Annotated in this window: 28 protein-coding genes; 4 read left to right on the forward strand and 24 right to left on the reverse strand. The window is 50.0% G+C overall.

The features are described 5' to 3' along the window. Positions 1-41 precede the first annotated feature (41 nt). Positions 42-521: a MarR family transcriptional regulator gene (locus OCU43_RS20645; RefSeq protein WP_091361812.1), complete on the reverse strand. Its 480-nt coding sequence runs from the start codon at positions 519-521 to the stop codon at positions 42-44. A 172-nt stretch (positions 522-693) separates the two neighbouring features. On the opposite strand from OCU43_RS20645, the gene OCU43_RS20650 reads away from it, so the two are divergent. Next, entirely contained in the window at positions 694-1170 is a 477-nt protein-coding gene (locus OCU43_RS20650) for a tellurite resistance TerB family protein (protein WP_091361814.1), read from the forward strand. Between the two features lie 43 nt (positions 1171-1213). Here the strand turns inward: OCU43_RS20650 and ssb are convergent, their stop codons facing one another. Then, positions 1214-1762 carry a single-stranded DNA-binding protein gene (gene ssb, locus OCU43_RS20655; protein ID WP_091361815.1) on the reverse strand — a complete coding sequence of 183 codons (549 nt, stop codon included), beginning with the start codon at positions 1760-1762 and terminating at the stop codon, positions 1214-1216. A gap of 172 nt (positions 1763-1934) precedes the next feature. Here ssb and uvrA point away from each other — a divergent pair, with 172 nt between their 5' ends. Beyond that, positions 1935-4769: an excinuclease ABC subunit UvrA gene (uvrA, locus tag OCU43_RS20660; protein WP_091361817.1), complete on the forward strand. Its 2835-nt coding sequence runs from the start codon at positions 1935-1937 to the stop codon at positions 4767-4769. Between the two features lie 201 nt (positions 4770-4970). Next, complete coding sequence (gene lepB, locus OCU43_RS20665; protein ID WP_091361818.1) at positions 4971-5513, forward strand: signal peptidase I; 543 nt, start codon at positions 4971-4973, stop codon at positions 5511-5513. A 131-nt stretch (positions 5514-5644) separates the two neighbouring features. Here the strand turns inward: lepB and OCU43_RS20670 are convergent, their stop codons facing one another. Next, positions 5645-5836 (reverse strand): putative quinol monooxygenase, encoded by a 192-nt coding sequence (locus OCU43_RS20670; RefSeq protein ID WP_261832955.1) that lies wholly within the window; start codon positions 5834-5836, stop codon positions 5645-5647. Between the two features lie 110 nt (positions 5837-5946). Continuing rightward, on the reverse strand, positions 5947-6975 hold the full coding sequence (locus OCU43_RS20675) for a zinc-binding alcohol dehydrogenase family protein (protein WP_091361821.1): 1029 nt from the start codon (positions 6973-6975) through the stop codon (positions 5947-5949). A 97-nt stretch (positions 6976-7072) separates the two neighbouring features. Between OCU43_RS20675 and OCU43_RS20680 the strand changes: the two genes are divergently transcribed. Beyond that, on the forward strand, positions 7073-7993 hold the full coding sequence (locus tag OCU43_RS20680; protein WP_091361823.1) for a LysR family transcriptional regulator: 921 nt from the start codon (positions 7073-7075) through the stop codon (positions 7991-7993). Positions 7994-8463: 470 nt separating this feature from the next. Here OCU43_RS20680 and rplQ read toward each other — a convergent pair whose 3' ends face one another. From rplQ to rplP, 20 genes are all read right to left on the reverse strand, one after another. After that, complete coding sequence (rplQ, locus tag OCU43_RS20685) at positions 8464-8856, reverse strand: 50S ribosomal protein L17 (RefSeq protein WP_091361824.1); 393 nt, start codon at positions 8854-8856, stop codon at positions 8464-8466. A 40-nt stretch (positions 8857-8896) separates the two neighbouring features. Next, on the reverse strand, positions 8897-9901 hold the full coding sequence (locus OCU43_RS20690) for a DNA-directed RNA polymerase subunit alpha (protein WP_091361826.1): 1005 nt from the start codon (positions 9899-9901) through the stop codon (positions 8897-8899). Between the two features lie 26 nt (positions 9902-9927). Continuing rightward, complete coding sequence (gene rpsD / locus OCU43_RS20695; protein ID WP_091361827.1) at positions 9928-10548, reverse strand: 30S ribosomal protein S4; 621 nt, start codon at positions 10546-10548, stop codon at positions 9928-9930. Positions 10549-10566: 18 nt separating this feature from the next. Beyond that, positions 10567-10956, reverse strand: a complete 390-nt coding sequence (gene rpsK / locus OCU43_RS20700; RefSeq protein ID WP_019622838.1) for a 30S ribosomal protein S11 — start codon at positions 10954-10956, stop codon at positions 10567-10569. A gap of 24 nt (positions 10957-10980) precedes the next feature. Next, positions 10981-11337, reverse strand: a complete 357-nt coding sequence (gene rpsM, locus OCU43_RS20705; RefSeq protein WP_091361828.1) for a 30S ribosomal protein S13 — start codon at positions 11335-11337, stop codon at positions 10981-10983. A gap of 143 nt (positions 11338-11480) precedes the next feature. Then, positions 11481-11597 (reverse strand): 50S ribosomal protein L36, encoded by a 117-nt coding sequence (gene rpmJ, locus OCU43_RS20710; RefSeq protein WP_083935407.1) that lies wholly within the window; start codon positions 11595-11597, stop codon positions 11481-11483. Positions 11598-11621: 24 nt separating this feature from the next. Beyond that, positions 11622-12950, reverse strand: a complete 1329-nt coding sequence (secY, locus tag OCU43_RS20715) for a preprotein translocase subunit SecY (protein ID WP_091361830.1) — start codon at positions 12948-12950, stop codon at positions 11622-11624. Then, positions 12951-13385 carry a 50S ribosomal protein L15 gene (gene rplO, locus OCU43_RS20720; protein WP_091361831.1) on the reverse strand — a complete coding sequence of 145 codons (435 nt, stop codon included), beginning with the start codon at positions 13383-13385 and terminating at the stop codon, positions 12951-12953. Between the two features lie 10 nt (positions 13386-13395). Next, positions 13396-13578, reverse strand: a complete 183-nt coding sequence (gene rpmD, locus OCU43_RS20725) for a 50S ribosomal protein L30 (RefSeq protein ID WP_091361832.1) — start codon at positions 13576-13578, stop codon at positions 13396-13398. A gap of 6 nt (positions 13579-13584) precedes the next feature. After that, a complete protein-coding gene (rpsE, locus tag OCU43_RS20730; RefSeq protein WP_091361834.1) occupies positions 13585-14085 on the reverse strand; it encodes a 30S ribosomal protein S5 in 501 nt (166 codons plus the stop codon). Positions 14086-14096: 11 nt separating this feature from the next. Then, on the reverse strand, positions 14097-14447 hold the full coding sequence (gene rplR, locus OCU43_RS20735; RefSeq protein WP_091361835.1) for a 50S ribosomal protein L18: 351 nt from the start codon (positions 14445-14447) through the stop codon (positions 14097-14099). A gap of 9 nt (positions 14448-14456) precedes the next feature. Beyond that, positions 14457-14990 carry a 50S ribosomal protein L6 gene (rplF, locus tag OCU43_RS20740; RefSeq protein ID WP_091361837.1) on the reverse strand — a complete coding sequence of 178 codons (534 nt, stop codon included), beginning with the start codon at positions 14988-14990 and terminating at the stop codon, positions 14457-14459. Between the two features lie 11 nt (positions 14991-15001). After that, positions 15002-15394 carry a 30S ribosomal protein S8 gene (gene rpsH / locus OCU43_RS20745; protein WP_091361838.1) on the reverse strand — a complete coding sequence of 131 codons (393 nt, stop codon included), beginning with the start codon at positions 15392-15394 and terminating at the stop codon, positions 15002-15004. Between the two features lie 68 nt (positions 15395-15462). Further along, complete coding sequence (rpsN, locus tag OCU43_RS20750; protein WP_091361840.1) at positions 15463-15768, reverse strand: 30S ribosomal protein S14; 306 nt, start codon at positions 15766-15768, stop codon at positions 15463-15465. A gap of 10 nt (positions 15769-15778) precedes the next feature. Continuing rightward, positions 15779-16318, reverse strand: a complete 540-nt coding sequence (gene rplE / locus OCU43_RS20755) for a 50S ribosomal protein L5 (RefSeq protein ID WP_091361841.1) — start codon at positions 16316-16318, stop codon at positions 15779-15781. 14 nt (positions 16319-16332) lie between these two features. Beyond that, positions 16333-16650, reverse strand: coding sequence for a 50S ribosomal protein L24 (gene rplX, locus OCU43_RS20760; protein WP_091361843.1), 318 nt, complete (start codon positions 16648-16650; stop codon positions 16333-16335). Positions 16651-16752: 102 nt separating this feature from the next. Continuing rightward, on the reverse strand, positions 16753-17121 hold the full coding sequence (rplN, locus tag OCU43_RS20765; protein ID WP_091361845.1) for a 50S ribosomal protein L14: 369 nt from the start codon (positions 17119-17121) through the stop codon (positions 16753-16755). Positions 17122-17203: 82 nt separating this feature from the next. Continuing rightward, entirely contained in the window at positions 17204-17467 is a 264-nt protein-coding gene (rpsQ, locus tag OCU43_RS20770; protein WP_091361846.1) for a 30S ribosomal protein S17, read from the reverse strand. Between the two features lie 2 nt (positions 17468-17469). Next, on the reverse strand, positions 17470-17661 hold the full coding sequence (rpmC, locus tag OCU43_RS20775; RefSeq protein ID WP_091361848.1) for a 50S ribosomal protein L29: 192 nt from the start codon (positions 17659-17661) through the stop codon (positions 17470-17472). Beyond that, the gene (rplP, locus tag OCU43_RS20780) at positions 17661-18074 is read right to left on the reverse strand and encodes a 50S ribosomal protein L16 (RefSeq protein ID WP_091361850.1); all 414 of its coding nucleotides are present in this window, start codon (positions 18072-18074) and stop codon (positions 17661-17663) included. Before rplP ends, rpmC begins: the two co-directional genes overlap by 1 nt. Positions 18075-18079: the final 5 nt, after the last annotated feature.

An 18079-nucleotide genomic window follows, 5' to 3' on the forward strand; every position in this document is an offset into this window, starting at 1 on the left:
CCACTTAATTCTTAACTCTGACGCTAGCGCTTCGAACAGCGTCACTCAGGCTTGGCCTCTTTACTCCACTCGTCCATCAACCCGGTAGGCTCCAGAATTTTGCGTATGATGCGATACAGTTCACTCAGCTCATCACTGCTCAGCTCACCAGTCAGTTCATTCAGCAGATCCGCAGCCAGCCCATGCACTTCCTGACTCAGCTCTATGCCCTCTTGCGTCGGTTTAAGACGTACCTGTCGCCGGTCATTGGGGCAGCGCTCCCTAACCAGCAAGTTGCGTTGCTCAAGCCGGTCAAGCATGCGGGTCATGGCACCACTATCGATCGAAAGCAAACGGGTCAACTCTGAAGGGGTATCCACCTGTTCCACCATAATCAGCCGCATCACCCGAAACTGAGCACCGGTGATATTGAAAGGTTTGAGGTATTTCTCCAGCAACCGGTCCTTATGCTGGTTCAACAAAAAGATCAGATGGGCAATACTCAGGCGGGTGGGTACGCTGTCTTCGGTGTAGTGGATCATCGTTTGCTCTCTCAAAAAAAACCGATATATCTGCCTAGGCAGACATTGTAATGACAAATACTGCCATGGCAGCTAATATTTGTCAAAAGAAGCAGCCACGAAACCGATCCGAACAACACAATGAACTAAGTCGGAGGTTCACTTGTCTACCCGATGTAATGGAGAATGTACGATGATGACAAAGTTCATGTCTTTTCTGGAAACCTTCCTGCCACCAGAGAGCGACGCTCCCAGCGATCCACAGGCGGTTATCTCTCTGGCATCGGCCGCGCTGATGGTTGAAGTGCTACTGTCAGATTATGAGCGCAAACCTGAAGAGCAAAAAACGCTGTTGGAAGTTCTGAAAACAAGTTTTTCCCTGGATCAGATCACTGCAGACGAGCTATTGAAACAGGCAGAGAAAGCACAGCGGGATGCCACCGATTACTTCCGCTTTACCTCACAGATTAATGAGATATGCACCCCTGGAGAGAAGATCTCACTGATCGAGAACCTCTGGCGGGTGGCCTATGCCGATGGTGAACTACATCACTATGAAGAGCACGTAATCCGGCGCATCGCCGACCTGATCTATGTTACACACACGGATTTTATTGCCGCCAAACTGCGGGTTATTGAGTCTGTAGGACAAGGCCTGAGCAACAGATAAAAAAAACCCGCGGATGCGGGTTTTTTCTTCTGATCAGTGCAACTCAGAACGGGATGTCATCATCAAAATCATCCAGCCCCGGAGCAGGCTGCGGTGCAGGATTCTGCCGTGGTTGTTGTGGCGGCTGCTGGGGTTGCTGATAATTTTGTTGTGGTGCCTGTTGTGGCTGATAGTTCTGCTGTGGCGCCTGTTGCGGTGCTTGCTGATAACCACCGGCCTGAGGCTGTTGATAACCACCGCCGCTGCCGCCGTCAGAACGACCATCCAGCATCTGCATCTCACTGGCGACGATCTCTGTCGTGTAACGGTCCTGGCCCTGCTGATCCTGCCATTTCCGGGTGCGTAACGAACCTTCCAGATAGACCTTAGAGCCTTTATGCAGGTATTCCCCGGCGATCTCCGCAAGACGGTTAAAAAATACCACCCGGTGCCATTCGGTCCGTTCCTGCTGCTGACCGGTTTGCTTATCTTTCCATGACTCAGAGGTCGCCACCGTGATATTGGTCACCGCATTGCCACTGGGCATATATTTTGTTTCAGGCTCATTGCCCAGGTTACCAATCAGGATGACTTTATTAACACCGCGTGCCATTGATTTCTCCAATTTTCTTTAACTTTTCGCAACGGTTGCTGCACATTTTTTACAGCCAATGCATTGGGGTAAAGCATATCATAAATAACCGTGGAAAATATCTTCAGATCAGGTGTTGGCGACCGGCATAACTCTTTATACTTGTGCTTTTGCATTGGACACGGAAACAACGATGGACAAGATAGTGGTTCGCGGCGCGAGAACACACAACCTGAAAAATATCGACCTTGAGATCCCCCGGGATAAACTGGTTGTTATTACCGGGCTGTCCGGCTCGGGCAAATCGTCACTGGCATTCGATACGCTCTACGCTGAAGGCCAGCGCCGTTATGTTGAATCCCTCTCTACCTATGCCCGGCAGTTTCTGTCAATGATGGAAAAACCCGATGTTGATCATATTGAGGGGCTCTCTCCGGCCATCTCAATCGAACAGAAATCAACCTCCCACAACCCCCGCTCCACTGTCGGCACCATTACCGAGATTTACGATTACCTGCGTCTGCTGTTTGCCCGTGCCGGCGAGCCCCGCTGTCCGGATCATGATCTGCCGCTGGCAGCCCAAACCGTCAGCCAGATGGTCGATCAGGTGCTGGCATTGCCGGAAGGCACTAAGCTGATGTTGCTGGCACCGGTTATTCAGGGGCGCAAGGGTGAGCACTTACATACTATCAGTGAGCTACGGGCTCAGGGTTTTGTCCGCGTCCGTGTCAACGGCATCGTCTGTGATATCGATAGCATCCCAGAACTGGATAAGAATAAAAAACACCATATTGAAGCGGTGGTTGACCGCTTTAAGGTGCGCGATGATCTGCAGATCCGCCTGGCGGAATCGTTTGAGACGGCTCTGGCGATGACCGACGGCATCGCCACCATCAGCTATATGGATGGCGATGGTGAAGAGCTGGTATTCTCTGCCCGCTTCGCCTGCCCCAAGTGTGGCCACAGCATTCAGGAACTGGAACCCCGGATGTTCTCGTTCAACAACCCACACGGTGCCTGCTCATCCTGTGACGGCCTGGGCGTGAAGCAATTTTTTGACCCCCGAAAAGTCGTTTCCGATGACTCGCTGACACTGTCCGAAGGGGCTATCAGAGGCTGGGATCGCCGGGCACTCTATTATTTCCAGCAACTCAAAGCGGTGGCCGAGCATTACGGCTTTAATATGGACACACCGTTTCGGGAGCTGACATCCAAACAGCAAAAGGTGATTCTGGAAGGTAGCGGAAAGGATAATATCGCCTTCCGTTACCTCAATGACCGTGGCGATGTCATCAGCAAATCTCACCCATTTGAAGGGGTACTGAACAACCTCTCACGCCGCTATCGCGAGACAGAATCCGATATGGTGCGTGAGGATCTGGCCAAATATATCAATATGCAGGAGTGCCCCGCCTGTGATGGTAGCCGACTGCGACGCGATGCTCGCCATGTGTATATTGATGAGAAAACCCTACCGGAACTGGTACGTCTGTCCATTGGGGACAGCTGCGATTACTTCGACAACCTCCATCTGACCGGTAAGCAGGGAGAGATCGCTGAGAAAATTCTCAAAGAGATCCGCCTGCGGCTTGAGTTCCTCGTCAATGTTGGCCTGGATTACCTGTCGCTGGAGCGCAGTGCCGAAACCCTGTCCGGCGGTGAAGCACAGCGGATTCGCCTGGCCAGTCAGATCGGCGCGGGCCTGGTCGGGGTGATGTATATACTTGATGAACCCTCTATCGGCCTGCACCAGCGTGATAACGACCGGCTGCTGAAAACGCTGATCCACCTGCGGGATCTGGGTAATACCGTCATCGTGGTGGAGCATGATGAGGATGCGATCCGTCTGGCGGACTATGTTATCGATATCGGCCCCGGTGCGGGTGTTCATGGCGGTGAGATTATCGCCCAGGGTACCCCGGCAGAGCTGATGCAGTGCAGCGAATCGATGACCGCCGACTATCTGTCGGGTCGACGCCGGATTGAAGTGCCAACTGAGCGTCATCAGCCGGATGGCCGCTGGTTACAGCTGCATGGTGCTACTGGCAACAACCTTAACAGCGTCAATCTCGATATACCGCTGGGGTTGCTGACCTGTGTCACCGGCGTTTCCGGCTCAGGCAAATCCACGCTGATCAACGGCACCCTCTATCCGATTGCAGCCACCGAACTGAATGGTGCCACAACCCTGGATGCCGCCCCTTATAAAGAACTGAAAGGGATGGAGTTGCTGGACAAAGTGATCGATATCGATCAAAGCCCGATCGGCCGGACACCAAGATCCAATCCTGCCACTTACACCGGCATCTTTACCCCGATCCGTGAACTGTTTGCCGGCACTCAGGAAGCCCGTTCCCGCGGTTATAAACCGGGACGCTTCAGCTTTAACGTTAAAGGCGGCCGCTGTGAGGCCTGTCAGGGCGATGGCGTTATCAAGGTAGAGATGCACTTCCTGCCGGATATCTATGTCCCCTGTGACGTCTGCAAGGGCAAGCGTTACAACCGGGAAACCCTGGAAGTTAAATACAAAGGCAAAAGTATCCATGAGGTGCTGGAGATGACCGTTGAAGATGGTCGTGAATTTTTCGACGCCATCCCAGCCCTTGCCCGTCGCCTGCAAACCCTGATCGATGTGGGTCTCTCCTATATCCGTCTGGGACAAGCGGCCACCACCCTCTCCGGCGGCGAAGCCCAGCGGGTAAAACTGGCTAAGGAACTGAGTAAACGGGACACAGGTAAAACCCTCTATATCCTCGACGAACCGACCACCGGCCTGCACTTCTACGATATCCAGCAACTGCTGAATGTCCTGTATCGTCTGCGGGATCACGGTAATACCATTGTGGTTATCGAACACAATCTGGATGTGATTAAAACCGCCGACTGGATTATCGACCTAGGTCCGGAAGGCGGCACCCGCGGAGGACAGATCATCGCCACCGGCACTCCAGAAAGCGTAGCGGAGATTCCCGGGTCTTATACCGGCGAGTTTCTTAAGCCGTTGCTTGAAAAGCAAAGAAGTTGCTAGAACGTCGCTTCGCGACTCGCTAGACGCGGCTGCGCCGCTTGCTAGTTGTTAGAAAAAGCGTAAGGACAGAAAGGCTGATGTTTTGTGCATCGGCCTTTTTATAGGTTTCTGGATAGAGGTTAGTCGAACACCAGGAGCAGAGGTCAAATAGAAACAAAGATACGGTATTATTGATAAACTATATTGGTAAACAGGGACGTTATGACCGTGCAAAAGATCAGGAAAATATCTACATTCAAGCTCATATTGGCTCTGCTGGCGATCATTATTATCGTTGTGCTTCTCGTATTAGCTTATCTATTCTTGACCCCTAAGCTGATCAATATTGGCAGCACAAATATGGAACCAACACTTCATAAAGGTTCGACCGTAACCTTCCTACCCTATGCAGCATTTTCCTATCAGCCAGAACGCTGGGATGTAGTTTTATACCAGAATAAGGGTGGAGATAATTCCATAGGCCGAGTTGTGGGTATGCCTCAGGAAACCATCCAGCTTATCGACGGGGAACTCTATATTCATGACGCAATCCAGCCTATTCCCACCGAACTAGCTCAGGCCGGCATCAGGTACCGCGCGGCGGATGAGTTCCGTACAAAGAAAGAGGGCAAAATAGTTACTCATAAAACGGGCCCTGACGAATACTTTATCCTCGGCGATAACACTGCCGCTTCGTTCGATAGCCGCTACCTGGGACCTGTCCCACGGGAATCTATAATCAGCTCAGTAAAGAAGCTTTATTGATCGGTTCAAAATTGTTGGACCCCCTTGGCAAATACAAAGCGGAAAAGTTGCTAGATGTAGAAAGAATATAAAAGCAGAAAGGCTGATGCTTGTTGCATCAGCCTTTAATATGCCAATCTACGCGGCTCATCTCATTCAAAATAGAGCTTGGGATAGCGCTCAATGACTACCGAATGGCGTTTCAGGTGATCACTTTCCATGTGCCTCAACCATAATTCACGGGATTCCCAGCTTACATAGAAGTCAAAGACCTGCGCATTTTCCTTATCCTGATGAAGGGTCATACTCGATCCCCCCTGTTCAGCCGATTTCGGTTCAATCAAAGTAATCAGCTCAGCTTTTTACCCGTAGAACTTCTTCTTGTCTGACTCAGATACATGCAATGATTGTCAGTGCTGCCTTCATAGAGGCCCCTTTAAAAGCGACTCTGACATTAAAACCCTTCAAGTACGATCTTACCTATCACTGTGCCGCTTTCGACTGCAAGATGGGCACGTTTAAGATTCTCTGCGTTGATCGGTCCGAAGTGCTCACCCCGTGTTGTTTTAATCTCTGCTGCGTCGATAAGTCCGGCGACCTCATTCAACAGATCTCGCTGCTTGGCTATATCAGGGGTATTGAACATCGAACGGGTATACATAAACTCCCAATGCAGTGACACAGACTTCATCTTCAACTTCATGATGTCCAATGGTGTTTCTGGATCATCAATCAGCGCCAACTTACCCTGAGGAGCAATGCTCTCTACGATCGCATCGAAATGCTGGTCGGTGCCGTTTAGGCTGACGACATGCGATACCGTATCCAATCCGATACGCTTCAGCTCTTCATTCAACGGCTGACGGTGATCAATAACAAAATCAGCGCCACGATCCTTAACCCATTGCTGACTTTCTGCACGGGATGCCGTACCGATCACGACAGCATCCGTTAGTTTGACTGCCAACTGCACAATAATGGAACCCACACCACCGGCTGCACCAATAACCAATACCTGCTCTGGCTTTGAAGTTCCACCATTAACGCTCTTCTGCTGTATCCCTAGGCGATCAAACAATACCTCCCAGGCGGTAATGGTCGTCAACGGCATCGCCGCCGCTTCGCCATCAGACAAAGACTTAGGTGCATGACCGACAATACGCTCGTCAACAAGGTGGTACTCAGCATTAGTACCTTGGCGAGTCAAATCACCGGCATACCAGACACGATCACCCGGTTGATAGAATTCAACCTGCTCACCGACAGCGACGACTTCACCTACTGCATCCCAGCCCAATACTTTGTATTTACCATTCTCAGGCTGTGCTCGCTGGCGAACTTTAGTATCCACAGGGTTAACAGAAATAGCGTTAACCTTAATAAGCAGATCGCGTCCCGCTGCAACGGGCATCGGCAGCTCGATATCAACCAGTGAATCCTGCTCTGTAATTCCCTGTGACACTAAATAACCTATCGCTTTCATTTTTTCGACCTCCATAAATTGATAGCGACATTGTGAACCGATAGGCATAAACTAAAAACATGCTAATCACTCAATCAGTTTCAATATATTTTTGATAATGAATACGGCTGACTTAGAATTATTTACCCGTATCGCTGACTGCGGCAGTATTACCGCCTCCGCTGAACAACTGGGATTATCACCAGCTACGGCTAGTGCGGCCCTTAAAAGACTGGAAAAACAACTCGATAGCCAATTATTCATTCGATCGACCCGACAGCTACGGCTAACGTCAGAAGGGGAACACTTTTTGATGTTCTGTCGCCAAGCACTCATCGCACTAGAGGAAGGCAAGGCATCGCTGCATGCCATAAAAGGTAAAATTTCCGGTGAGCTTCGCCTATCCATGCCGTCTGATTTAGGCCGTAATATAGTGGTCCCTTGGATTGATGAAATGATGTCCAGGCATCCCGAGCTATCGATCAAGCTCCATATCAGTGACAACCTGTCGGATTTTTATCTCGACCGGGTGGATGTGGCGCTACGTTATGGCGCACCACAAGATTCATCCATGATTGCGTTTCAGATTGCGTCCATCGACCGCATTATTATCGCCTCGCCCAAATACACTTCGGCCTTTGGCGCCCCCCAACATCCCGAAGATTTACGCCAACATAACTGCCTAGTTTTTCGGCTCGGTAACCGTGCCTACGATAGATGGGATATGGTGCGTGGCGGAGAGCAATTTCGTATTCCTGTAAGCGGTGATCGCGAGTCTGACGACGCCGAGATCGTCAGACGTTGGGCGCGGGCTGGCAGAGGGATTGCATTTAAATCAGAACTGGATGTGAAGCGTGAACTGGATAGCGGAAAACTCATCCGCTTGTTGCCGGAATACCAATCAAAACCGGTTGGTCTGTGGCTCATCTGCCCCAGTCGAAAACAGGTAACGCCGGCAGTCCTGCAATTACGGGATTTTTTAAGGAATAAGGTAAGCGAAGAACTGACACACCTAGATGGGCCATTGAGCCAATCGTAAACCAACACCAAGAGCCACTCTAAAAAGCCGAAAAGCACATTAAGGTGTCAGCAAACTCCACTTATGGAGGATCGATGTAAGCCGAACTATCACTTAACAGCTTTCACACAGATAGATTGTCTCGTAAAATTTTTTATTTCATCCGATGTAATCCGTCGGTACGGCAATTGGCTGATCCTTTACTACCTCTCGACAAACATCGCAGCTTTCTGACTTCATTGTTCTATTTCAAAACGTCGATAATGCCCCTAGTATAAATTTACTTAATGACGTTTACTTAACACTAGCTCCAAACTGAATAGTCAAAAGCTGAACAATACTAAGCACGCTGACGCCTGAAACACAAACCTACAGAGCAGCAGCTACGATCGTACTTAAAATATTAGAAAAGCGATTAGTGGCGTAGCTCAACTATTTTCAAGATAAAAAAAACCCGGCATAAGCCGGGTTTTTTGTAAGAGTCGAAGAGATTAATCTTCAGAATCTTCTACCGCGACAGCATCAGCTGGACGGTCAACCAGTTCAACGTAAGCCATCGGCGCGTTGTCACCTGCACGGAATCCACATTTCAGAATGCGAACATAACCGCCCGGACGACCTTCGTAGCGAGGACCCAGTTCGTTAAACAGTTTACCGACAGCTTCTTTGCTGCGGGTACGGGCAAAGGCCAGACGACGGTTTGCAACCGAGTCTACTTTTGCCAGTGTGATCAGAGGCTCAGCAACACGACGCAGCTCTTTAGCTTTAGGCAGCGTGGTCTTGATGAGCTCATGTTCGAACAGGCTGACAGCCATGTTCTTGAACATTGCTTTACGGTGCGCACTTGTACGATTAAAGTGGCGACCTGATTTACGATGACGCATCTTTTTATCCTTGCCAAACTGTTAGGTTTAAAACCGCAGATCAGGAAGCGACTTTATCGTCGTTTCTGATGCTCGCCGGTGGCCAATTTTCCAGGCGCATACCAAGCGACAGACCTTTAGACGCCAAAACGTCCTTGATCTCGGTCAGCGATTTCTTACCCAGGTTCGGAGTCTTAAGCAGTTCTACTTCGGTACGCTGAATCAGGTCACCGATATAGTAGATCTGCTCTGCCTTCAGACAGTTGGCGGAACGTACAGTCAGCTCCAGATCATCAACCGGACGCAGCAGGATCGGATCGATCTCTGGTTCTTCCGGTTCATCGTTAACCTGATCCTTACCACCTTCCAGATCTACAAATACAGCCAGTTGCTGCTGCAGAATAGTTGCAGCACGACGGATGCATTCTTCCGGATCGATAGTACCATTGGATTCAATGTCAATAACCAACTTATCTAGGTCAGTACGCTGTTCAACACGTGCACTTTCAACCACATACGAAACCAGGCGAACCGGGCTGTAGGTAGCATCGAGCTGCAGGCGACCGATGGTCCGTGACTCGTCTTCATCAGATACGCGCGCATCAGCTGGCACATAGCCACGACCACGCACGATCTTCAGTTGCATGTTAAGGCTCGCACCTTCGCTCAGATGAGCGATGACATGCTCTGGATTTGCGATTTCAACGTCCTGGTTCAGCTGAATATCAGCTGCAGTAACAGGACCCGCTTCGCTCTTAGACAGAGTCAGGGTTGCTTCGTCACCATTGTGCAGCGCGACTGCAACACCTTTCAGGTTGAGCAGGATTTCAATAACGTCCTCCTGCACACCTTCGATGGTGCTGTACTCATGCAGCACACCCTCGATCTCTACTTCAGTGATGGCACAGCCAGGCATAGAAGAGAGAAGGATACGGCGTAGCGCATTACCCAGCGTATGGCCAAAACCGCGCTCCAGTGGTTCCAAAGTAACTTTTGCACGAGTTGCACTAATTTCCTGAACGTCGATGTGACGGGGACTTAGAAACTCGTTTACTGAACGCTGCATAGTTCCACCAATTAAGAAGTCAATATTTACTTAGAGTACAGTTCGACAATCAGCTGCTCGTTGATATCAGCAGACAGATCGCTACGCTCTGGCAGGGACTTGAAAGTACCTTCCATCTTAGCAGCATCAACTTCTACCCATTCAACAGAGGTGCGCTGAGAAGCCAGCTCAAGTGCGTGTTTGATACGCAGCTGAGTCTTAGACTTTTCACGAACGGCAACCACATCACCAGCTTGTACCTGGTAAGAGGGAACGTTCACGGACTGACCGTTAACTGTAATCTGGCGATGAGAAACTACCTGACGTGCTTCAGCACGGGTAGATCCAAATCCCATACGATAGACAACATTGTCTAGACGCCCTTCCAGCAACTGAAGCAGGTTGGTACCAGTCGCTCCAGAGCGACGGGCAGCTTCCTTGTAGTAGCTGCGGAATTGCTTTTCAAGTACGCCGTAGGTACGACGAACTTTCTGTTTTTCACGAAGCTGTAAACCGTAATCGGACAAACGACCACGACGAGCGCCATGTACACCTGGAACATTTTCAGCTTTACACTTACTGTCCAGAGCACGAACACCGCTCTTCAGGAAAAGGTCGGTACCTTCACGGCGAGACAGCTTACATGTTGGTCCTAAATAACGAGCCATATTATTACTGTCTCCGGATTAAACGCGACGTTTCTTCGGTGGACGACAACCGTTGTGAGGAATCGGTGTTACGTCCGTGATGTTGTTAACCTTGTATCCACATGCATTCAATGCACGTACAGCGGATTCACGGCCTGGGCCTGGGCCCTTAACAAAAACGTCTAAATTCTTTAGACCATACTCTTGAGCAGCTACACCTGCACGTTCCGCTGCAACCTGTGCCGCGAAGGGTGTACTCTTACGAGAACCACGGAAGCCGGAGCCGCCTGCGGTTGCCCAACTCAGGGTATTGCCCTGACGATCAGTAATAGTAATGATCGTGTTGTTAAATGAAGCGTGGATGTGAGCGAATCCGTCAACAACCTGCTTTTTAACCTTTTTACGTGTGCGATTACCTGGCTTAGCCATACTGGAAATTCCTATCGCTTACCATTACTTACGGATTGGCTTACGTGGGCCCTTACGGGTACGCGCATTAGTCTTAGTGCGCTGACCACGAAGAGGCAGACTACGGCGATGCCGCAGACCACGATAACAGCCCAGATCCATCAAGCGCTTGATGTTCATGGATACTTCACGGCGAAGATCGCCTTCAACTGTCATCTTGGCGACTTCGCCACGTACGATGTCCAGTTGTTCTTCTGACAAATCTGCAATCTTAGTGGATTCTGCAATCCCACAAGTAGCGCAGAGGTCCTTCGCTGTAGTGCGGCCAATTCCGAAGATGTAAGTCAATGAAATTACCGCATGCTTATTGTCAGGAATATTGACGCCAGCTATACGGGCCATTCAATTTACTCCAACTCATTAGCATGCACCTGTGCTTTTCACAGGTACTGCAAATTCTTCTATTAATGGAAGGCGCGAGATTCTACACTTTGATCAAAAATAAATCAAGGCTTCGCGCCAACCACTCCCAGACCAGGCGTTAATTAACCCTGGCGCTGCTTGTGTCGTGGTTCAACTTTGCAGATAACCCGCAGAGTACCGTTACGACGTACGATCTTGCAGTTACGGCAGATTTTCTTAACAGATGCACGTACTTTCATGATCAACTCCAAATAGCAGGAGTGCTAGCGCAGCAGGCCAGCACCGCCTCCTTTAAGATTCGACTTCTTCATCAGGGATTCATACTGATGGGACATCAGGTGCGACTGTACTTGTGCCATGAAATCCATCACAACAACAACCACGATCAGCAGTGACGTACCACCGAAGTAGAAAGGTACATTCCAGGCTACAACCAGGAACTGAGGCATCAGAGATACCGCAGTGATATACAGAGCGCCAAACAGTGTCAGGCGGCCCAGTACGTTATCGATGTACTTAGCAGATTGCTCCCCTGGGCGGATACCCGGGATGAATGCACCAGACTTCTTCAGGTTATCAGCCACATCTTTTGGATTGAAAACAATCGCAGTGTAGAAGTAACAGAAGAAGATGATACATACCGAAAACAGCAGGATGTACAGCGGCTGACCCGGGCCCAGCGCAAGTGCGACATCCTGTAGCAGCTCCATGCCATCAGTCTGGCCAAACCACTGACCAAGTGAAGCAGGGAACAGCAAAATGCTTGAAGCGAAGATCGGCGGAATAACACCAGCCATGTTGACCTTTAACGGCAGATGACTGGTCTGTGCAGCGTACATACGACGCCCCTGCTGACGTTTCGCATAGTTAATGGTGATACGGCGCTGGCCGCGTTCCATAAACACTACAAAACCAACAGTGGCAACCGCCAGCACAGCGATGGCCAGCAACGCCAGGATATTCAGATCACCCTGACGTGCTGATTCAAAGGACTGACCGATAGCGCGAGGCAAACCGGCCACAATACCAGAGAAGATCAGTATCGAAATACCGTTACCGATACCCCGCTCAGTTACCTGCTCACCCAGCCACATCAGGAATACGGCACCGGACACCAGAGTGACAACCGCTACGAAGTAGAAATTGACATCTGCAGTGAACGCTACACCCTGATTCGCCAGGCCAACCGCCATACCGAACGACTGAACAGTCGCCAGAATTACGGTGCCGTAACGAGTATACTGATTGATCTTCCGACGACCAGCCTCACCCTCTTTCTTGAGTTGCTCAAGTGATGGGCTCACCACCGTCATCAGCTGCATAATAATTGATGCAGAGATGTACGGCATGATACCCAGCGCAAGAATACTCATCCGCTCCAGAGCACCACCGGAGAACATGTTAAACATGCTCAGAATGGTGCCCTGGTTCTGGTCAAAAAGTGCTGCCAGACGATCAGGATTGATACCAGGTACCGGAATATGTGCACCGATACGGTATACAACGATCGCAATCAGAACAAACAGCAGACGGGATTTAAGCTCGCCTAAGCCGTTCTGATTTCCTGCTGGTACTGGTCCTTTCTTAGCCATTTATTCCTCGACTTTTCCGCCTGCAGCTTCAATTGCAGCCAGAGCGCCTTTGGTCACTTTAAGACCTTTAACGGTAACTGCCTTGGTGATTTCACCGGACAGGATCACGCGCGCACGCTTGATGCTGTCTTTGATGATATCCGCTTTTTTCAGTGCATCCAGGTCGATCACTTCAGCATCGATCTTAGCCAGCTCGTTCAGGCGAATTTCTGCAACGAAAGCAGCCTGACGAGAGGTAAAACCGAACTTAGGCAGACGACGCTGCAGTGGCATTTGACCACCTTCGAAACCTGGTTTCACAGAACCGCCGGAGCGGGATTTCTGACCCTTATGGCCACGACCACCGGTTTTACCCAGGCCGGAACCAATACCGCGGCCTACACGCTTAGGAGCATGCTTAGAACCTTCGGCAGGACTCAGTGTATTAAGACGCATAACGGACTCCTTATTCGCCTTCTACACGAACCATGTAGTTAACTTTGTTGATCATACCGCGTACGGAAGGAGTGTCTTCCACAACAACGGAGTGACCGATACGGCGCAGACCCAGACCCTGGACGCACAATTTGTGCTTAGGCAGGATACCGATGGTGCTGCGTACAAGTGTTACCTTGAGAGTAGATGCCATCGTTGATTACCCCAGAATGTCTTCTACGGACTTACCACGCTTAGCAGCAACATCTTCAGGAGATGTCATGCTAGCAAGACCGTTGATAGTTGCGCGAACAACGTTGACTGGGTTGGTAGAGCCGTAGCACTTAGCCAGTACGTTGTGAACACCAGCGATTTCCAGTACGGCACGCATTGCACCACCGGCGATTACACCGGTACCTTCAGAAGCTGGCTGCATGTACACTTTAGAAGCACCGTGACGGGCTTTAATAGGGTACTGCAGAGTTGTGCCGTTCAGCTCAACTGTGATCATGTTACGACGCGCTTGCTCCATCGCTTTTTGAATCGCCGCAGGCACTTCACGCGCCTTACCGCGACCGAAGCCTACGCGGCCATTACCGTCGCCAACAACAGTCAAAGCGGTGAAACCGAAGATACGACCACCCTTAACTACTTTGGCAACACGGTTTACCTGTACAAGTTTCTCTTGCAGGTCACCGTCTTTCTGTTCGTGATTTGCCATTGTCAAACCCCTTAGAATTCCAGGCCGCCTTCACGGGCTGCATCTGCCAACGCTTTAACACGTCCATGGTATTTAAAACCAGAACGGTCGAAAGCAACCTTAGTCACGCCAGCGTCTTTTGCGCGCTGAGCGATCAGTGTGCCTACTTTAGTAGCGGCATCAGTGTTACCGGTAGTTTCACTACGCAGGTCTTTCTCTACAGTCGAAGCTGCAGCCAGAACCTGACCACCATCAGCGGAGATAACCTGCGCATAGATGTGACGTGGTGTACGGGTTACACACAGACGTACTGCGCCCAGTTCACGCATTTTGTAACGGGCACGGCGGGCACGGCGAATACGAGATGTTTTCTTTTCGTTCATGACCCTACCTTACTTCTTCTTAGCTTCTTTACGGCGAACAAATTCGTCAGCGTAACGGACACCCTTGCCTTTGTAAGGCTCTGGTGGACGGAAAGCACGAACTTCTGCAGCGGCCTGGCCCAGAGCTTGTTTATCGGCTGCATTGAGCACGATAGTAGTCTGGCCTTCCATTGCTGCGGTAACGCCTTCAGGCAGTTGGTAATCGATTGGGTGTGAAAAACCCAGAGTCAGGCTCAGTGTCTTGCCGTTAACGGCAGCACGATAACCAACACCCTGAAGCAGCAGTTTCTTAGTGAAACCGGTGCTTACACCAACAACCATGTTATTAACCAGAGAACGGGTAGTACCAGCCAGCGCATTAGCAGACTTGCTGCCATCACGTGCTGCGAACTTCAGTGTGTTCTCTTCAGTGGTTACTTCTACAGACGGGTGAACAGTCAGACCCAGGGCACCGTTACCGCCCTTTACATTGATCTGCTGACCATCAACCTTAGCTTCAACACCTGCCGGTAGGACAACGGGACTTTTAGCAACTCGAGACATATTTCCAGCTCCTAGAATACCGTGCAGATGACTTCGCCGCCGATACCGGCAGCACGTGCAGCACGGTCAGTCATCACACCTTTAGAGGTGGAAACGATAGCTACGCCCAGACCGCCAGCAACTTTAGGCAGATCAGACGCGCCTTTATATACTCGCAAACTTGGACGGCTAACTCGCTGGATTGACTCAATAACCGGCTTGCCTTCAAAGTATTTCAGTTCAACAGTCATCACTGGCTTGCCCTCGCCTTCAACAGCGAAGTCAGCAATGTAACCTTCCTCTTTCAGAACTGCAGCAACAGATGCTTTCAGTTTAGAAGCAGGCATAGTTACAGCTGATTTCTCAGCCATATGACCATTACGAATACGGGTTAGCATATCCGCAAGAGTGTCTTGCATACTCATGGTTTATTTTCCTATGTGCAGCGCAATGCGGTAGCAGGATGGGAATCACCCTGCCCAGACCACTGTGCTTACCAACTTGCTTTTTTCAGGCCCGGTACATCACCACGCATTGCAGCTTCACGCAGTTTGATTCGGCTCAGACCGAACTTGCGGTAAACGGCGTGTGGACGACCAGTAACCTGACAACGACGCACCTGGCGAACCGGGTTAGCGTCACGCGGCAGCTTCTGAAGCGCTACCTGAGCTTCCCAAACTTCATCTTCAGAAGAAGCAGGGTTCTTAACGATTGCCTTAAGAGCAGCACGCTTTTCAGCATACTTAGCAACCATTTTTGCGCGTTTAGCTTCGCGCGCTTTCATACATACCTTAGCCATTACTCTACCCTTACTTTTTGAATGGGAAGTTGAGGGCTGCCAGCAGGGCACGACCTTCGTCGTTAGTGCGAGCAGTGGTGGTGATGGTAATATCCATACCACGCAGCTTATCTACCTTATCGTATTCGATTTCAGGGAAGATGATCTGCTCTTTCACACCCATGCTGTAGTTACCACGACCATCAAAAGATTTCGGGTTCAGGCCACGGAAGTCACGAATACGTGGGATCGAGATATCAACCAGACGGTCCAGGAATTCCCACATACGCTCACCGCGCAGGGTTACCTTGCAACCAATTGGCCAACCTTCACGAACCTTAAAGCCAGCAATAGACTTGCGGGCCAGGGTTACAACAGGCTTTTGACCTGCAATTGCCTGCATCTCTGCGACGGCATTATCCAGCTGCTTTTTATCACCCAGCGCTTCACCAACACCCATATTCAGGGTGATTTTGGTCAGGCGTGGAACAGCCATCACGTTAGGGCAGCTCAGATCGTCTTTCAACTGCTGCTTAACGGACTCGTTATAGAGTGCTTTTAATCTAGACATGGCATCAACTCCTATTACTTAGCGATAAGTTCGCCGTTGGATTTGAAGATCCGGACTTTGTTGCCATCTTCCAGAACTTTGAAACCAACACGGTCACCTTTACCGGTAGCAGAGTTGAAGATAGCGATGTTAGATACTGCAATCGCTGCTTCTTTCTCTACGATACCGCCAGCTTTACCCAGCATTGGGTTAGGCTTGGTGTGTTTTTTAACCATGTTGATGCCAGACACGATCAGGCGATCATTAGCAAGAACACGCAACACTTTGCCGCGCTTGCCTTTGTCTCTGCCTGCAATAACGATTACTTCGTCGTTACGAATGATTTTACGCATTAATTTCCATCCTTTCCTACTACCCTCTCATGCTTAAAAACGCCAAGCCCTTTCGAGCTTAGCGTTTTTGCATAAATCCTGACTTGCGACGGTCGGGATTTTTTATAGCACTTCAGGCGCCAGGGAAATGATTTTCATAAACTTCTCAGTACGAAGTTCACGAGTTACTGGGCCAAAGATACGAGTACCGATAGGGGCGGAGTTGGCGTTCAATAGAACCGCTGAGTTTGTATCAAAGCGGATAATTGAACCGTCCGGGCGCCGAACACCTTTACGGGTACGTACCACAACAGCATTAAGGACCTGACCTTTTTTCACCTTACCGCGTGGAATTGCTTCCTTAACGGTAACTTTGATGATGTCACCTACACCGGCATAACGACGGTGTGAGCCACCCAGGACCTTGATACACTGTACTCGCTTGGCGCCACTGTTATCAGCAACATCAAGCATAGATTCTGTTTGAATCATGGGTCTCTACTCCAAAATTCAGACTATTTTCTTTGCTCTTTCGGGCTCAAAAATAGCCTGCCAGAAGCAAAGGTGCGTTATATTACACCTTTACTGCCTGTTCTTCAATCTTAACTAGCGTCCAAGACTTACTTTTTGAAAGCGGACGGGATTCAGCAACAGTCACTGTATCTCCCATCTGACATTCATTCTGTTCGTCATGCGCATGCAGCTTAGTGGAGCGAGTTACGAATTTCCCATAAATTGGGTGCTTCTCTTTACGCTCAACCAGAACGGTAATAGTTTTGTCAGCTTTATTGCTGATAACTTTACCGGTCACAGTACGTGTACGTTTTTCTGCAGCCATTATTAGTTACCTGCTTTCTGATTCAGTACGGTCTTAACGCGCGCGATATCGCGACGCACCTGACCCAGCATATGATTCTGAGCCAGCTGACCAGTTGCCTTCTGCATACGCAGATTGAACTGATCCTTCAAAAGACCCAGCAGAGTCTGCTGGAGTTCTTCGGCGGATTGTTCACGCAGTTCAGTTGCTTTCATCACATCACCGTCCGTTTAACAATGGTGGTAGCCAGCGGCAGTTTCGCCGCAGCCAGATTGAATGCCTCAGTTGCCAGCTCATCAGGCACACCGCTCATTTCGAACAGCACTTTACCTGGTTTGATCTGGCATACCCAGTATTCAACACTACCCTTACCTTTACCCATCCGCACTTCGAGTGGCTTACCTGTGATCGGCTTGTCCGGGAACACGCGAATCCAGATTTTACCACCACGTTTTACGTGACGAGTCATAGTACGACGAGCAGCCTCGATCTGACGAGCGGTGATACGACCACGCTCTGTCGCTTTAAGCGCAATTTCGCCGAAGCTTACTGCACTACCGCGCTCTGACAGACCGCGGTTGCGGCCTTTCATAACCTTGCGGAATTTAAGTCTCTTAGGTTGCAGCATTGATA

It is taken from the genome of Amphritea atlantica, assembly GCF_024347255.1.
Taxonomy (GTDB): domain Bacteria; phylum Pseudomonadota; class Gammaproteobacteria; order Pseudomonadales; family Balneatricaceae; genus Amphritea; species Amphritea atlantica.

Coding starts and splice junctions, on each gene's coding strand:
- OCU43_RS20645 (WP_091361812.1), bottom strand. CDS start 521: ATGATCCACTACACCGAAGACAGCGTACCCACCCGCCTGAGTATTGCC.
- OCU43_RS20650 (WP_091361814.1), top strand. CDS start 694: ATGATGACAAAGTTCATGTCTTTTCTGGAAACCTTCCTGCCACCAGAG.
- ssb (WP_091361815.1), bottom strand. CDS start 1,762: ATGGCACGCGGTGTTAATAAAGTCATCCTGATTGGTAACCTGGGCAAT.
- uvrA (WP_091361817.1), top strand. CDS start 1,935: ATGGACAAGATAGTGGTTCGCGGCGCGAGAACACACAACCTGAAAAAT.
- lepB (WP_091361818.1), top strand. CDS start 4,971: ATGACCGTGCAAAAGATCAGGAAAATATCTACATTCAAGCTCATATTG.
- OCU43_RS20675 (WP_091361821.1), bottom strand. CDS start 6,975: ATGAAAGCGATAGGTTATTTAGTGTCACAGGGAATTACAGAGCAGGAT.
- OCU43_RS20680 (WP_091361823.1), top strand. CDS start 7,073: ATGAATACGGCTGACTTAGAATTATTTACCCGTATCGCTGACTGCGGC.
- rplQ (WP_091361824.1), bottom strand. CDS start 8,856: ATGCGTCATCGTAAATCAGGTCGCCACTTTAATCGTACAAGTGCGCAC.
- OCU43_RS20690 (WP_091361826.1), bottom strand. CDS start 9,901: ATGCAGCGTTCAGTAAACGAGTTTCTAAGTCCCCGTCACATCGACGTT.
- rpsD (WP_091361827.1), bottom strand. CDS start 10,548: ATGGCTCGTTATTTAGGACCAACATGTAAGCTGTCTCGCCGTGAAGGT.
- rpsK (WP_019622838.1), bottom strand. CDS start 10,956: ATGGCTAAGCCAGGTAATCGCACACGTAAAAAGGTTAAAAAGCAGGTT.
- rpsM (WP_091361828.1), bottom strand. CDS start 11,337: ATGGCCCGTATAGCTGGCGTCAATATTCCTGACAATAAGCATGCGGTA.
- rpmJ (WP_083935407.1), bottom strand. CDS start 11,597: ATGAAAGTACGTGCATCTGTTAAGAAAATCTGCCGTAACTGCAAGATC.
- secY (WP_091361830.1), bottom strand. CDS start 12,950: ATGGCTAAGAAAGGACCAGTACCAGCAGGAAATCAGAACGGCTTAGGC.
- rplO (WP_091361831.1), bottom strand. CDS start 13,385: ATGCGTCTTAATACACTGAGTCCTGCCGAAGGTTCTAAGCATGCTCCT.
- rpmD (WP_091361832.1), bottom strand. CDS start 13,578: ATGGCATCTACTCTCAAGGTAACACTTGTACGCAGCACCATCGGTATC.
- rpsE (WP_091361834.1), bottom strand. CDS start 14,085: ATGGCAAATCACGAACAGAAAGACGGTGACCTGCAAGAGAAACTTGTA.
- rplR (WP_091361835.1), bottom strand. CDS start 14,447: ATGAACGAAAAGAAAACATCTCGTATTCGCCGTGCCCGCCGTGCCCGT.
- rplF (WP_091361837.1), bottom strand. CDS start 14,990: ATGTCTCGAGTTGCTAAAAGTCCCGTTGTCCTACCGGCAGGTGTTGAA.
- rpsH (WP_091361838.1), bottom strand. CDS start 15,394: ATGAGTATGCAAGACACTCTTGCGGATATGCTAACCCGTATTCGTAAT.
- rpsN (WP_091361840.1), bottom strand. CDS start 15,768: ATGGCTAAGGTATGTATGAAAGCGCGCGAAGCTAAACGCGCAAAAATG.
- rplE (WP_091361841.1), bottom strand. CDS start 16,318: ATGTCTAGATTAAAAGCACTCTATAACGAGTCCGTTAAGCAGCAGTTG.
- rplX (WP_091361843.1), bottom strand. CDS start 16,650: ATGCGTAAAATCATTCGTAACGACGAAGTAATCGTTATTGCAGGCAGA.
- rplN (WP_091361845.1), bottom strand. CDS start 17,121: ATGATTCAAACAGAATCTATGCTTGATGTTGCTGATAACAGTGGCGCC.
- rpsQ (WP_091361846.1), bottom strand. CDS start 17,467: ATGGCTGCAGAAAAACGTACACGTACTGTGACCGGTAAAGTTATCAGC.
- rpmC (WP_091361848.1), bottom strand. CDS start 17,661: ATGAAAGCAACTGAACTGCGTGAACAATCCGCCGAAGAACTCCAGCAG.
- rplP (WP_091361850.1), bottom strand. CDS start 18,074: ATGCTGCAACCTAAGAGACTTAAATTCCGCAAGGTTATGAAAGGCCGC.